General features: G+C 70.6%; 15 protein-coding genes and 1 pseudogene. 9 read left to right on the plus strand and 7 right to left on the minus strand.

Features of this window, described 5'->3' with window-relative positions:
* Positions 1-43 precede the first annotated feature (43 nt).
* Positions 44-961 (plus strand): LysR family transcriptional regulator, encoded by a 918-nt coding sequence (locus tag PV796_RS34600; RefSeq protein ID WP_274917686.1) that lies wholly within the window; start codon positions 44-46, stop codon positions 959-961.
* A gap of 76 nt (positions 962-1,037) precedes the next feature.
* Here PV796_RS34600 and PV796_RS34605 read toward each other — a convergent pair whose 3' ends face one another.
* Complete coding sequence (locus tag PV796_RS34605; protein ID WP_274917687.1) at positions 1,038-2,279, minus strand: FAD-dependent monooxygenase; 1,242 nt, start codon at positions 2,277-2,279, stop codon at positions 1,038-1,040.
* Between the two features lie 135 nt (positions 2,280-2,414).
* Here PV796_RS34605 and PV796_RS34610 point away from each other — a divergent pair, with 135 nt between their 5' ends.
* Entirely contained in the window at positions 2,415-3,041 is a 627-nt protein-coding gene (locus PV796_RS34610; RefSeq protein WP_274917688.1) for a PadR family transcriptional regulator, read from the plus strand.
* A gap of 36 nt (positions 3,042-3,077) precedes the next feature.
* Here the strand turns inward: PV796_RS34610 and PV796_RS34615 are convergent, their stop codons facing one another.
* On the minus strand, positions 3,078-3,692 hold the full coding sequence (locus PV796_RS34615; RefSeq protein ID WP_274917689.1) for an N-acetylmuramoyl-L-alanine amidase: 615 nt from the start codon (positions 3,690-3,692) through the stop codon (positions 3,078-3,080).
* Between the two features lie 174 nt (positions 3,693-3,866).
* Positions 3,867-4,808, minus strand: coding sequence for a LysR family transcriptional regulator (locus tag PV796_RS34620; RefSeq protein WP_274917690.1), 942 nt, complete (start codon positions 4,806-4,808; stop codon positions 3,867-3,869).
* A gap of 350 nt (positions 4,809-5,158) precedes the next feature.
* On the opposite strand from PV796_RS34620, the gene PV796_RS34625 reads away from it, so the two are divergent.
* Positions 5,159-5,380: a hypothetical protein gene (locus tag PV796_RS34625; protein WP_274917691.1), complete on the plus strand. Its 222-nt coding sequence runs from the start codon at positions 5,159-5,161 to the stop codon at positions 5,378-5,380.
* A 139-nt stretch (positions 5,381-5,519) separates the two neighbouring features.
* A complete protein-coding gene (locus PV796_RS34630; RefSeq protein ID WP_274917692.1) occupies positions 5,520-6,116 on the plus strand; it encodes a dihydrofolate reductase family protein in 597 nt (198 codons plus the stop codon).
* Between the two features lie 26 nt (positions 6,117-6,142).
* Here PV796_RS34630 and PV796_RS34635 read toward each other — a convergent pair whose 3' ends face one another.
* The gene (locus PV796_RS34635; RefSeq protein ID WP_274917693.1) at positions 6,143-7,405 is read right to left on the minus strand and encodes a sensor histidine kinase; all 1,263 of its coding nucleotides are present in this window, start codon (positions 7,403-7,405) and stop codon (positions 6,143-6,145) included.
* Between the two features lie 201 nt (positions 7,406-7,606).
* Between PV796_RS34635 and PV796_RS34640 the strand changes: the two genes are divergently transcribed.
* The gene (locus tag PV796_RS34640) at positions 7,607-8,284 is read left to right on the plus strand and encodes a nucleotidyltransferase domain-containing protein (protein ID WP_274919352.1); all 678 of its coding nucleotides are present in this window, start codon (positions 7,607-7,609) and stop codon (positions 8,282-8,284) included.
* On the opposite strand, the gene PV796_RS34645 is transcribed toward PV796_RS34640, so the two are convergent.
* Positions 8,169-8,840: a TetR/AcrR family transcriptional regulator gene (locus PV796_RS34645; protein ID WP_342456938.1), complete on the minus strand. Its 672-nt coding sequence runs from the start codon at positions 8,838-8,840 to the stop codon at positions 8,169-8,171. The genes PV796_RS34640 and PV796_RS34645 overlap by 116 nt on opposite strands.
* A 128-nt stretch (positions 8,841-8,968) precedes the next feature.
* Between PV796_RS34645 and PV796_RS34650 the strand changes: the two genes are divergently transcribed.
* From PV796_RS34650 to PV796_RS34660, 3 genes are all read left to right on the plus strand, one after another.
* Positions 8,969-9,367, plus strand: coding sequence for a PPOX class F420-dependent oxidoreductase (locus PV796_RS34650; RefSeq protein ID WP_274917694.1), 399 nt, complete (start codon positions 8,969-8,971; stop codon positions 9,365-9,367).
* Entirely contained in the window at positions 9,364-10,191 is an 828-nt protein-coding gene (locus PV796_RS34655) for an SDR family NAD(P)-dependent oxidoreductase (protein WP_274917695.1), read from the plus strand. Before PV796_RS34650 ends, PV796_RS34655 begins: the two co-directional genes overlap by 4 nt.
* Before the next feature lie 178 nt (positions 10,192-10,369).
* A complete protein-coding gene (locus PV796_RS34660) occupies positions 10,370-11,728 on the plus strand; it encodes an alkaline phosphatase (protein ID WP_274917696.1) in 1,359 nt (452 codons plus the stop codon).
* 74 nt (positions 11,729-11,802) lie between these two features.
* On the opposite strand, the gene PV796_RS34665 is transcribed toward PV796_RS34660, so the two are convergent.
* Together PV796_RS34665 and PV796_RS34670 are read right to left on the minus strand one after the other, a co-directional pair.
* The gene (locus PV796_RS34665; RefSeq protein WP_274917697.1) at positions 11,803-12,663 is read right to left on the minus strand and encodes a DUF2127 domain-containing protein; all 861 of its coding nucleotides are present in this window, start codon (positions 12,661-12,663) and stop codon (positions 11,803-11,805) included.
* 145 nt (positions 12,664-12,808) lie between these two features.
* Positions 12,809-13,522 carry a hypothetical protein gene (locus tag PV796_RS34670; protein WP_274917698.1) on the minus strand — a complete coding sequence of 238 codons (714 nt, stop codon included), beginning with the start codon at positions 13,520-13,522 and terminating at the stop codon, positions 12,809-12,811.
* A 133-nt stretch (positions 13,523-13,655) separates the two neighbouring features.
* Between PV796_RS34670 and PV796_RS34675 the strand changes: the two are divergent.
* A pseudogene (locus PV796_RS34675) lies at positions 13,656-14,057 on the plus strand (kinase); the annotation flags it as partial.
* Positions 14,058-14,061: the final 4 nt, after the last annotated feature.

A 14,061-nucleotide genomic window follows, 5' to 3' on the forward strand; every position in this document is an offset into this window, starting at 1 on the left:
AAAAAGTGACGATTCAAGCCCAATAATCGGTAGCATCCGTCATGTGTTCAGCATTGACCGGCTCCGCGCGCTCGCCGCCGTCGCCGCCCACGGATCGATCGCCCAGGCAGCCCGCACTTTGCACATGACGCCCTCCGGCGTCTCCCAGCAACTGGCCAAACTGGAGCGCGAGGCGGGGCACCCCCTCCTCCAGCCGTACGGCCGCAGCGTCCGCCTGACCCACGCCGGTCGCGTCCTGGCCACCCACGCCGACCGCCTCCTCGACCAACTCGCCGTCGCCCAGGCCGACTTGGCCGACCTCGGCAACGACGTCCTGGGCCCGCTCCGGATCGGCGGCGTCGGCAGTGCGGTGCGCACCCTGTTGCCCGACGCGCTCGCCACCCTCACCGCCGAACACCCCCGCCTCGCCCCCACGATCGTCGACGGCGAGGCCAACGAACTGCTGCCGCGCCTCCTCGACGACGAGCTGGACCTCCTCCTCGTCGAGAGCTGGCCGACCCACCCGCTCGCGGTCCCGGAGGGCGTCACGCTTCGCACCCTCATCAGCGAAGAGGTCTACGTCGCCCTCTCCGCGCACCACCCGCTCGCCGACCGCACCACCCTCGACCTGGACGCGGACCTCGACGGCCTGGCGGACACCGCATGGGCCTGTTGCCCGCCCGGGACGGAGCCCCACGAGGCCCTCCTCCAGACCTTCCGCACCCGCGGTCTCGAACCCGACATCCGCTACCTGCTCGCCGACCACGTCACCCAACTCGCGCTCGTTGCACGTAATGTGACGGCCAGTTTCATCCCCGCCATGTCGCGTCACCTCGCGCCGGCCGGCGTGCGCTTCCTCCCCACCCGGCCGACCCTCCGCCGCGACATCCGTGCCGCATGGCTCACCCGCGCCGAGAGCCCACCGATCCGCGCCTGCCTCGACGCGGTCGCGGCGGTTGTCGCGACCGCTACGGGGGCGTGATCGGCGGGGGCATGACGGTGCGTCAGGGTTTCGGGGACGTTGCCTGGCGGGGCGGCGCCCCACCGCAGCCCCGCGCCTACGCGCCGGCCGGGCCCCGCAGCGTCTCCTGCACGCTCTGTGCCCAGTCGATCCGGTGGAAGTGGAGTGGGCGGAACATCTCCTCGGGCGCCGGGAACGACGGCCTGGTCAAGGTGCTCTTGCCCGCCTTGACCTCGTTGACGGCCGCGGCGTTCAGGCCGATGGCCTCCACACGCGGCCGGCGCAGCGCCTCGTAGGCGGCGAACGCCTCGCCGTGACTGGGGAGATCGCGCAGGCAGCGGCCCAGCTCGACCGCGCTCTCGATGGCGAGCGAGGCGCCCTGTCCGGAGCTGGAGGACGGCGCGTGCACCGAGTCGCCGACCAGCACCATCCGCCCGCGGTGCCAGTGCGGAACGGACGGCATCCGCTCCATCTGACCGACCACCATGAGCGCATCGGGAGCGGTGTGCCGCAGCACGTGCTCGCCCGGGACGTGCCCGGCGTACAGCTCACGCAGCTTGCCCAACCACTCGGCGGCGGGCACCCGGGCCAACTCTGCCTGGCTCGACGGGGTGTCCGCCGGCAGCCCGGCGAACCAGATCAACTGCCCGTCCGGGCCCTGCCAGTAGCCCATGAAGGCGCGGCCGAACGTGAAGTACATGGCGCCCGGTTCGGGCTTGAGCTCCGCTTCGAGGCCGCGGTCCATCGCCGCGTAGCCGCCGAAGCTCAGCACGCCGCCGTACTCGGGCGCGGGTGCCTGGGGGTCGATCACGGTACGGACGGTGGAGCGGATGCCGTCGGCGCCGATCAGCAGGTCGGCGGTCGCGGTGGTGCCGTCGGCGAACCGTGCGGTGACGCCGTCGGCCGTCTCCTCGGCGTCCACCAGGCGCTTCCCGTAGACGAACGGGACGCCCTCGGCGGCCGCGTGGTCGGTCAGTGCCCGGAACAGTCGATCGCGGGGCATCGCCATCGTGGGCGGCAGTTCGGGGAAGCCGTCGAACCTGGCGAAGTGGTTCCCGTCGCCGTCCGCCATCACCGAGCCGGGCATCGGCGCTCCGATCGCCCGCACCGCAGCATCGGCGCCGACCGTCGCCAGCGCCGCCAGTCCGTTGGGCGCCAGGCCGAGCCAGGCACCGATCCCGTCCGCCGCGGTCGGGTACGCCTCGTAGACCGTCGCCGCGATGCCGGCCCTGCGCAGCGCGAGCGCCGTCACCGGCCCCGCCACGCCGCCCCCGATGACGAGCGCGGTCCGTATCCCCACGGCGTTGCCGCCGTTTCCGCTGCCGCTGTTGCTGTTCATGGCCCCTCCCAGGTGGAGCGTCTGGATCGATCGTCCGGACGTGCCGGAGCTGCGTGCCGTCGTGCGCGCCTGCTCATAGTTGCAAAGAAACTAGTCTCCATGCAACTAGTTCGCGTGTTGACTACGATGATCCGCATGACCGCCCCCGTGAAGAGCTCACCGCTCGGCCTGACCGTGCTGGTCCTGCTGCACCACCGACCGCTGCACCCGTACGGCATCCAGCAACTGCTCAAACGGTGGGGCAAGGAACAGGTGGTCAACGTCGGCCAGCGGGCCGGGCTTTACCGCACCATCGAGCGGCTACAGGCCGGCGGGCTGATCACCGTCCGGCACACCGTGCGGGACCAGCAGTACCCCGAGCGGACCGTCTACGAGGTCACCGACGAGGGCCGGGCGGTCACCCGCGAGTGGCTGGAGCAGATGTTGGCCGTCCCCAAGGCGGAGTTCCCGGTGTTCCCGGTGGCGCTGTCCAACATGCTGATGCTCACCCCGGACGAGGTGACGCCGATCCTGGAACGGCGACTGGAGCACATCACGGCCCAACGCGCCGAGTTGGAGCGCCAGAACGCCGCAACCCCGGCCGGCCTCCCGCGGATCACGCTGATCGAGAACGAATACCTGCTCGCCGTCCTCGGCACCGAGGAACGCTGGCTGCGCGGGGTGATCGACGACCTGCGGGACGGGAGCCTCACCTGGTCCCCGGAGCTGCTCGCAGCGTTCGAGGAGGCCGCAGAAACGGGGGCGGAGGGGGACGAGGCGTAGCGAAGGGAACGGCGGGAGTGCGGCAGGCGCCGGGGGTCAGAACGCGGCCTTCACCAGTCGCATGTAGCGGGGCCAGTCCCACAGCGGGCCGGGATCGGTGTGGTCGCTGCCCGGCACCTCGTGGTGACCGATGATGTGCTGGCGGTCGACGGGGATGCGGTAGCGGTGACAGATCGCGGCGGTCAGCGCGGCCGAGTGCTCGTACAGCGCCCCGGTGAACCACTTGGGTTCGTCGATGCGCCCCTCGTGCTCGACCCCGATGCTGTGCCAGTTGTACCTGGTGTTGCCGGCGTGCCAGGCAACGTCCCGTTCGCGCACGGACTGGGCGACGAAGCCGTCGTCGGACCGCACCGTGTAGTGGGCGGAGGCGCGGTAGCCCGGGCGCCCGAACAGCATCAGGGTGTCGGGGAACGTCTCCTGCGTGACGTGCACGATCACCATCTGGATCGGGTGACTGGTCGGGCGGTTGGCGGGGGTGTAGTTGGTGATGCTCGCCGGGACCCACTGCGCCCCGGGGTAGTCGGGCGCCGTGCGGGAGGGGCTCGGGCTCGGGGCGTGGGAACGGGAACACGCCGTGCTGGCCGCGAACGCCGCTACTCCCGTCATCAGGTGCCGACGGCTGAGCGTCTGCCCGTCGCCGTTCCTCGCCATCGCGTGACGCTCCCTCCGACCGCACCGCCGCACCGCTCGCGGAACGAGTGGCAATCCACCGCGAAAACTACCGCCGACCTGCGCGGGGGCCGCGCTTCGACACGGGACGAGGGTGGCCGCGCGGGGGTTGGCTGCACCGCCGTTGGTCGTGGCGCGTGGCCGGAGTCGTCGGGGCTACGGTGCCTGGAGCGGGCGGTGCGCAGGGACCCCGGTGAGGGAGGCGACGTGGGCCGGGACGGGGCGGGCGTGTTCGGTGAGCACGTCGATGAACGTCGACGTGAGCGCGTCGGGTTGGCTGCGGGTGTACGCGGCGAGCGGCCGCCGGACCGGCGGGTCGGGCAGCAGGACCTGGGCGACGAGGTGCGCGGGAATCATGTTCGCCGGGAGCATCGTGGGTCCGACGCCGGCCAGGGCGAGTTGGAGCGCCGCGGCCGTCTGTTGGGTCCGTGCCGCGACGCGCGGCCGGAATCCGGCGCTCTCGCAGGCGTGGCCGAAGATCTTCGACAGGCCATTCGGCTCGGTGAAATGGACCCATTCACGTTCCGCGAGTTCGGAAAGGTGGAGTCGGGAACCCGCCCGCGACATCAGCGGATCGTCGGCGGCGAGAACGATCACGAACTCCTCGGCCTCCAACGGAAAAATGGAGCCCGGCCAGTCAATGGGCGGCGGCCCGATGGCCACATCGGCGTGACCAGCCCCCAGAGTGAGCTGGAGTTCGTTGTCATGCAACTTTTCGACGAGTGACAGGCGGACGCCCGGGTGCGCACTCCGCCACGCGCCCAAAACCGCGGGCAGCACGCCGAGGCTGATCGAATGCAGCGTGGCCAGCCGCAACTCGCCGCCGCACGCATTGACCACGCGCAGGGCTGTCGAGTGCGCCTTCTCGACCTCGAACAGCGCGGCGCGGGCGTGCGGGAGTATCGCCCGGCCCAGCGGAGTCGGAGTGATCGGGCGTCCGCCGCGCTCAATCAGGGAGCCGCCACAGGATCGTTCGAGGATCTGCAACTGGCGTGAGAGGGCGGGCTGCGAGACGTGCAGTCGTTCAGCGGCCCGGGTGAAGGAACCCGTCTCCACGATGGTCACCAGGTATTGCAACTGTCTCAACGTCATGGCCATGCCGGGAGGTTATAAGGTCGACGTTCAAGCGGTGCTGGATGACCCGCACTTGGCTCGGCTCGTCAGCGCGGTCGCACCTTCAAGTGACCAAGAGTGAATGCGTCTTCACTGGATTTCGGGCCGCTGTCAGCCGTTGCCATAAAGCGTTGAAGGTCGGTGGTGAGTCGCGGCGGGGTGTGTATTCGCATTCCTCTTTTGCCGTGCGCCGGCGTTCACGAGCCCCGGGGCGGTGGGTTGGACGGCTACGGCGAGCGGGTGTTGACAGGGCTCGTAGGGTGGAGGGGCGGAACACAGCCCGGTCCATGAGAGGCCGGGCGTACCCGAGTGGGGGGAAGAAAGGTGCGTGCCCGATGACCATCGGGCTCCTGTCTGCCGCCGGCGTCACCCTGTATGCGGTGACGGTCTCCGTTCTCGCCTTCACCTCGGCCTTCGCGCGGCGCGCCGGGCTCAGGCGCGAGGCCCGGGCCACATTGGCCGTGCTCGTCCTCGCCGGTAGCCCGCAGACACCACACCTGCGGTCCGGTGCGGGCGGCGATGTCGTGCCATGCCTCGGGGGCGACGGCGGGCGATGATGCTGTTGGGGTGCGCGCCCCTGGCTCTGGTTCCGCTGGCGCGAACCCCAACAGCCGCACTTCCAACTGCGCTGTTTCCCACAGCTACGTCTCCAACAACTACGTTTCCCACAGTCGAGTGGGACAGAGGGGCAGACCCATGCGCATCGTGATCAGTGAGTTCATGAGCCTGGATGGTGTGGTGCAGGCGCCGGGGGGACCGGACGAGGACCGGGACGGCGGCTTTGCGCACGGCGGGTGGTCGCACCGGTTCTTCGATCCCGAGGTGGTGGGCGGGGCCTTCGCCACCGCGTTGGACGAGGCCCAGGCGCTGCTCTTCGGGCGCCGCACCTGGCAGACGATGGCCGCGGCCTGGCCCGACCGGGCCGGCGACCCGTTCGCCGACCGGATGAACGCCATCCCCAAGTACGTCGTGTCCAAGAAGCTGCAGGCCGCCGAGTTGGTGTGGGACAACAGCCGGATCATTCCGGGCGACGAGGCGGTGTCGCGGATCCGCGAGCTCCACGGGACGGACGGTGGCAACCTGTTGGTGATGGGCAGCCCCACGCTCGTGCGCACCCTGCTCGCCGAGGGTCTGGTCGACGAACTGCGCCTGGTCATCATGCCGGTGTTGCTCGGCGGCGGGAAGAGGATCTTCCCGGACGAAGGGGCGCTGCGCGCACTGGAGTTGGTCTCCGCGGTCGCCGGCGCTACGGGCGTGCAGGTGTGCACCTATCGGCCGGCCGCCGAGGGGTAGCGGGGCGGACCGGCCGACCTCCGTCGTTATCCGGGCAGGACGACGCGCATGTCGAGTCCGCCGCCCTCGCGGGGTTCGGCGGTGATGGTGCCGTCGTGGGCGCGGACCACCGAGCGGACGATGGACAGGCCCAGGCCGACGCCCTTGTCGCTGCCGGTCCGCTCGGTGCGCAGCCGCCGGAACGGCTCGAAGAGGTTCTCCACCTCATACGCCGGCACCACCGGCCCCGTATTGGAGACCACCAACACCGCACACCCCGGCTGCGGCTCGGTCCGCACCTCGACCCAACCCCCCTCGGCAACGTTGTACCGCACCGCGTTCTGCACCAGGTTCAACGCGATCCGCTCCAAGAGCACCCCATTGCCCTGCACGAACACCTGCTGCCGCACACCCCGCAGCTCCACCCCCTTGGACTGCGCCTCCTGCCGCGTCTGATCCACCGCCTGCGACGCCACCTCCGCCAGATCCACCGGCCGCCTGTCCACGATCTTGTTCTCACTACGCGCCAGCAGCAGCAACCCCTCCACCAACTGCTCACTGCGCTCATTGGTCGCCAGCAACGTCCTCCCCAACTGCTGCACCTCCGGCGACGCCTCCGGATCAGCCAACTGCACTTCCAACAACGTCCGGTTGATCGCCAACGGCGTCCGCAACTCGTGCGACGCATTCGACACGAACCGCCGCTGCGACTCAAACGCCCGGTCCAACCGGTCCAACATCTCGTCGAAGGTGTCCGCCAACTCCTTCAACTCATCATCCGGACCACCCAACTCGATCCGCCGATGCAAATCCGACCCCGCCACCCGCTGCGCGGTCCGCGTGATCCGCCCCAACGGCGACAACACCCGCCCCGCCATCGCATAACCAAAAGCGAACGCCACGATCGCCAGCCCCAGCAGCGTCAACAGCGAACGGTTGAGGAACTGTCCCAACGCCAGGGCGTGTTGGTCCCGCACGCAACTGCTGATCGCGGCATTGATCTCGTTGACCGTGCCGGACGTCGGCAGGGCGGGACAGTTGACGTTAGTGATCTTGAGGTTGCTGCCGACGACCCGGAAGTCCGGGGTGGCTTGCTTGAGGGTGTCGGCCGCCAGTACGCAGATGATCGCGAGCAGGACCACGCCGGCCATCAGGAACATGCCGCCGTACAGCAGCGTGAGCCGCATCCGGATCGTCGGACGCAGCCGGATCAGTCGTCCGATCCGCCGCGGCGGATCGGGCAGCGGGCCCCGGGCGGGATGCGGGGAGGCGGGCGCCGGCATCGTGGGTGGCGGGGGAGCGGTCGCCACGGCGGTCAGCCCCGGTGCTCCGACGCGGCGGGCACGGAGGCTGACGTCGGGATGACGAGTGGGCGCACTGCTGTTCCTTTGTTCCTTCCTCAGATGTCCTGAGGCATAGAGAAGTTGCCGAGAGAAACCCATACTGCTCGAAGACGGCGTAAATCGGCAGTAAGTATGGATCTGGTGAGGAGGGTGAGCGTGCGGGACGACCTGAGGCACCTTCAGGCGCCGTTCGGCCGTTGGGAACCCGCCCCGCCGAGCGAGGTCCGCGAACGGTTCGGCGGACCGGGGGTGCGGTGGTGGGTGGCCGGCGGCCGCGCGATCGAGCTGGCGGTGGGGCGGGGGCTGCGGCCGCATGGGGACGTTGACGTACTGCTGCTGCGGCGCGACCAGTTGACGGTGCAACAGGCGCTCGCCGGCTGGGAGTGGTGGGCCGCCGATCCGCCGGGGAGCCTGCGTCCCTGGGCGCGGGGCGAGGAACTGCCGTCGGGGGTGCACGACATCTGGTGCCGGCCCGGCCCGGACCGTCCCTGGCGGATCCAGGTCATGCTCGACGAGTCGGCGGGAGCGGAGTGGGTGTCGCGACGCGATTCCCGGGTCCGCAGGCCGATCGAGGCGGTGGCCATGATCTCGCCCGAGGGGATCCCCTTCCTGGCCCCCGAGATTCAGCTCTACTACAAGGCCAAGGCGCCGAGCCCCAAGGACGAGGCGGACTTCGCGGCGGCGCTGCCGGTGCTCATGCCGCGGCAACGGCATTGGTTGGCTGGGACGATCACGCGGTCGTACGGGGAGCCGGCTTCGGCCGGTGCGTCGAATGGGGCTGGGCCCGGGCATCCTTGGGTTGGGCGCTTGCGGACGCGGACGCGGCCGGGGGCGGAGTCGGAGTAGGGGCCGGGCTCTGTGGGGCGTCGGCGCCCACTCCGGTGAGCAGGGAGTGGGTCACCATGTCGGCGCCCTGAGCGGGGGTCAGCTCGGGCATTTCGTGGGCCGCCATGTTCGTGAGGTGGGTGAGCAGGGTGCGCGCCCAACGGTCCGGAAGGCCCGGGCGGATGACGCCCTCGCGGACTGCGCGGACCAGGAACGCGTCGAGTCGTAGCAGTAGTTGCCGGAGTCGGGCGACGGCCGTCTCGTCCGTTGCCCGCCCCAGGTCCACCGGCCACTTCCGGCTCGCGGTGATGATGCCTTCCGCGTACTGGTGCAGTGCGACGGTGACCGGCGCCTCGGTCAGGCGGGCCTGTTCGCAGGCGTCCTCGCAGGCGTCCAGTTTCGCCGCGTACACCCCGGCCATCAGTGCCTCACGGGTGGCGAAGCGGCGGTAGACGGTCCGCCGGTCCACGCCCGCCTCGGTCGCGATCGCCGCGATGCTCGTCGAGGGGTCGTTCGCCAGGAGGCGTGCTCCGGTCTGCAGGACCGCGTCCAGGTTGCGTGCCGCGTCAGCTCTCATCGTGGTCGGAGCTTAGGCGGCGATGGGCTCGACCGGCCAGAAGATGCACGGGGGTATTGCTCTTCGGGTAATAACTGTCACATAGTTGTGTCAGTTGATGAGAGGGGTGCTGGGTGAACCCAGTCCGCATGTCCGAGAAGCTGCAAGACGTTCTGGATTCCCGGGTCTTCGTCACGGTGGCGACCCTGCAACCCGATGGCAGTCCGCACCAGTCGGTGGTCTGGGTGGGGCGCAATGGGGGCGAGGTGTTCTTCGTGACCGGTGTCGACAAGCGCAAGATCCGCAATCTGCGGCGTGATCCCCGGCTGAGCATGGCGGTCAACCCGCCCGCCGAGCCGTACGGCTATGCGGTGCTCAGCGGCACCGCGCGCTTCGAGAGCGCGGGGAGCCGCGAGCGGATGGACCAACTGGCCGTCAAATACACCGGGTTGACGTATGCGGAGCACAACCCGGAGGCGTACGCCACGCTGCCCGAGCTGGTGACCGTGCACCTCACGCCCGAGAAGATCGCGGCGCGGTTCCTGTGAAGACGTACCTCATCACCGGTGGCACGGACGGCATCGGCAAGGAGCTCGCCCTGCGGTGCCTGGCGGATGGGGCGCAGGTGGTGGCCGTCGGGCGCAGTGCGGCGAGGGGAGCCGAGTGGCTGGCCGCGGCCCGGGCCCAAGGCGCCGCCGACCGGGCGCACTTCGTCGCGGCCGACCTCAGCCTGGTCGCCGAGAACCGGGCGTTGATCGAGCGGTTCCGCGGTTCCTTCGCCAGGCTGGACGCCCTCGTGCTGTGTGCCAGGCACTTCCGGACCACGCGCCTGGTCACGGCCGAGGGGTTCGAGAACACCTTCGCGCACTTCTATCTGAGCCGCCATCTGCTGAGCCACGGGCTCCTCGACCGGCTCGAAGCCGCCGACGATCCGGTGGTGCTCAACGTCGCCGGGCCGGGTGGCACGACGGAGATCGCCTGGGACGACCTCCAACTCGCCCGCGGCTACGACGGCCAGCGGGCGCTGGCGCTGGGTGGGCGGCTCAATGATCTGCTCGGTGTCGGGTTCGCGGATGCCTGGCCGAGGGCCGGGACACGGTATGTGCTGTTCCACCCGGGGACGGTCAACACGGGCTTCTCCGGGGGGTACACACCGGAGATGCTGGTCCTGATCGATGCCCTCCGGCGGTCCGCGCGGGCGGTTGAGGACGCCGTGGCCCCGATCGTCGAGGTGTTGGAACGCCCGCCCGCGGCGCCGCTGAGCGCCCTGGTGCAGGGGGCGCCGCTGAGCCTGGACGGCCCGGGCTTCGACGTTGCCGAGGCGCGCCGACTGCGCCGTGCGACTGAGGGGTTGTTGGCGGCGGGCGGCTGAGTGCCTGGGCGGGAGCGTGTCCGCACGCCGTGCGTGAGACCCCTCCCGACCCGCTCCGTAACGCCCCGGACGGGGTGTTGGTGTCGTTGCGTCACCTCCGGTTCACCCGCGGCTGGTGGGCTTACGACCCGTTGGGCCAATTGCCCACGTTCCCGGGATCGTTCAAGGAGACCCCTCGATGCACAGACCCTCCCGCCGTCGCCTCGCCGCAGCCACCGCCCTGGTGGCCGTCACCGCAGCCGGGGTCGCCGTGGCCACCGTGGCCGGTGCCGCAGACACCAGGCAACAGGCACAGCGCGCCATCCAGGGTGGCAAGGCGAAGAACGTCATCCTGCTCATCGGTGACGGCATGGGGGACTCCGAGATCACCCTCGCCCGCGACTACGTGGTGGGCGCCAACGGCCGCCTGAACATGGACAAGTTCCCGCTCACCGGCGCCTACACTACGTACGCGGTGCACGCGGACGGCACCCCGGACTACGTGACCGACTCCGCGGCGAGCGGCTCCGGTTGGGCGACCGGTCACAAGACCGTCAACGGCCGCATCTCCAAGACCCCGGACACCGACCGGGCGCTGCCGACCCTCCTCGAACTGGCGCAGAAGAAGGGTTACGCCACCGGCAGCGTCACCACCGCCGAACTCACCGACGCCACCCCCGCGGTGCTCGCCTCGCACGCCACCGACCGCTCCTGCCAGGGCCCCGGCGACATGGCCAAGTGCCCCAACGACACCATCGCCAAGGGCGGTCCGGGCTCGATCGCCGAGCAGTCCGTCAACCACAAGGTGGACGTGCTGCTCGGGGGCGGCAAGCAGCGCTTCGACCAGAAGGTGACGGAGGGGAAGTACAAGGGGCTGTCCGTCACCCAGCAGGCGGAGAAGTTGGGCTACCAGGTCGTCACCGATACTGCCGGGTTGACGGGTGCCAAGGCGGGCAAGCCGGTGCTGGGCCTGTTCGCGCCGGGCAATGTGCCGACCGAGTGGACCGGCAAGCCGGCGGCCGTGGGCGGGACCGACCCGCAGCGGTGCGCCACCACCAACTCCGGCCGCCCGGCGGGCACTCCGAGCCTCGCGGACACGGCGACCAAGGCCATCCAGCTCCTGGAGTCCAAGCAGAAGCACGCCAAGAAGGGCTTCTTCCTCCAGATCGAGGGCGCGTCGATCGACAAGCAGGACCACGCGGCGGACCCCTGCGGCCAGATCGGTGAGACGGCCGCGTTCGACCGTGCGGTGAAGGTGGCCCGCGACTACGCGGCCAAGCACCCCGACACCCTCGTGGTGACCACCGCCGACCACGGCCACACCAGTCAGATCGTGCCCCTGGAGGCCACCCCGCCCGGTCTGACCTCCACCCTCGTCACCAACGAGGGGCAGCAGCTGAAGGTCAACTACTCCACCAACACCCCGGGCAAGTCGCAGGAACACACCGGCACCCAGGTGCGGATCGCCGCCCAGGGCCCCCAGGCGTACCGGGTCCTCGGCGTCACCAACCAGACGGACCTGTTCACCACCATCCGCGAGGCGTTGGGCCTGCGCTGAGGATGCGGTAGGCACCGGGAGGGGCGGCTCCCTCCCGGTGCCCTACGTGTCGTGCCCGCTGCCCGCGGCGCCGTTCAGGGCCGCGGCGGGCCGGGCGGGACCCGCTCCAACGCGTCCCAACTGAGGTCCCGTTCGCGCTCGGCGGCCTCCGCGCGGCCGCCGCCGCGCATGCCGAACAGCCGCTTGGCGAAGAGCAGATAGGCCACCACGGCGAGGTTGATGATCAGCGTGAGGACCTTGGTGACGGTCACCCGGGACATCAGTTCGTAGACCTCCGGGACCAGGAGGACGGTGGTGGCGACGAACGTCAGATACTCCGCCCACCGCTTGGCGCACCACAGCCCGACCGCCTCCACGCCCTCCAGCAGGGCATACGCGGCGATCACCAGTCCGATCAGCCACAGCGTGGAGGAACGCACCGCGAACGCCTTGGCGACCTCGCCCAGCAGCCCGCGTTCGGAGACCCCGCCGGCCCCGCCCACGCCGTTCTGGAGCAGGTCCATGAACCGGTAGAACGGTGCCTGGAGGCTCGCCCGTTTGTCCGCGAAGGCCAGAATGCCGGCGGCCAGCGCGCCGAGCACCACGAAGTGCAGCAGCCGGTCGAGCGCGATCAGCCGCAGGACGTAGCGGTCGCGGAGGGGCTTGCCGCGCAACGGGAGGGTGATCTCGTGGCGGTCGGGCGGGTGGGGGCGGTCGGGGTGGGTTGGGGGCGTCACCGGCAGCCAGGCATCGCAGCGCAGACAGCGGTGCCAACGCAGCCCGTCCCGGTCCTCGCGGACCAACAGGCCGTCGGCGGGCCGCACTTGCTCCGCGTCCACGCCTTCGAGGCGATGGCCGTGCAGCGCACAGGCGAGCAGTTCGTAGCGCAGCCGCCGCTTGTCGCCGCCGGTCCCGGTCACCGGGGTCGACGCGGTCCGGTCCTCCTCCTCGGCCATGGGTACCTCCGGTCGCGAACGGGGCTGGGCGCTCGGGTGCCTGTCCTCGGGTGCCTGCGGTGGGTACCGCGGGCGGCCCGAGGCCAGTCTGGGGTACCGCGGGCGACGATCCCGGCAATGCGATCCGGGGCGCGCCCGACCGCGCTCAGGCGGGCAGTGGCAGGTGGTACTCGACCGCCCGTCGCGTCGTCGGGGCGAAACCGAGCGAGACGAGGGCCGTCTCGTAGACCTCGTCCTCGGGCGCGACGTGGGTCTCCACCACCCGCACCCCGGCGAGTTCGCCGCTCACCCGGCGCACGGCCATCGAGACCAGCGCCGCCAATGCCTCGGAGGTCCCCTCCTCCTGTCGGTCGTGATCCAGCACCGCCCGGTCGCCCGCCACCTCCACATCGCACCAGGCATCGCCGACCGCCACCCGGAACGGGGCGCCCTCCGCGGTCGGCCGCTCCGCCGGCCGGCTCACGGGAGCGCCGGGCGGGGTGGCCGCCAACTCCCGCCGCCACCAGCGGTACACCTCGTCGCCGGCGACGGCCCCCAACTCCTCCAGCGCGGCGGCGACGGCCAGGGGCAACTCCCCGCCCTCCTCGACCCAGCGCAACGTCCGTCCGCCGGCCTCCCGGACGACCGGCGCCGCCGCGCGCAGCAACGGCGCCCGAACGTCCAGCGAACCGTCCACCAACCCCACGAACCGGAGATCGGGATCCTCCGCGCCCAGGTCGAGCACCGCGACCGAGCCGACGACCGCCCCCGCCTCCCGCGCCACCACCACGGCGCGGGTGCGCTCGTTCGCCCAGTGCTCCTCGACCCGGCGCCCGGCAGTCGCCCCGCGCTTCCGGTGAACCTCGATAGAAACCGACATGGATCGATTGTCCCATGTCGAAGGGCATGTTGCGTAAATGTGTTCGATTTGCGCAACGCTTCCGCATGGTCAATCGGCCATCTGCAACGACCAGTCACGGCCCGGTAGCGTGGCGGGATGGCGAGGGTGGGTACGCGTGGTCCTCCACGAGCGCGACCGGCCCGACGCGGCCAACATCGGCCTGATCGAGTCCGTCGCCCGGTACGCCCTCGACGCCGGCTACCACGTCGTCGCCGAAGGCATCCTCTCTGCGGCCCGCTACGGCGCCATGCTCCAACGACTGTGCGCCGACCACCGCGGCCCGACGCGCTGTTACTACCTGCACGTGCCCTTCGAGGAGACGCTGCGCCGGCACGCCACCAAGCCCCAGGCGTTCGAGTACGGCGAGGCCGAAATACGCGGCTGGTGCCGGGAGTTGGACCTGCTTTGTGAGCCTGCCGAAACCGTCATCGGTCCCGACAGCGCTCTCGCCGACACGGTCCGGCGCATCATGTCGGACACCGGCCTGGCCGCCCTCCCGCCGTTGGAGCGTTGAGCGG

The sequence above is a fragment of the Streptomyces sp. WZ-12 genome, from assembly GCF_028898845.1.
In the GTDB taxonomy this organism is placed as follows: Bacteria; Actinomycetota; Actinomycetes; order Streptomycetales; family Streptomycetaceae; genus Streptomyces.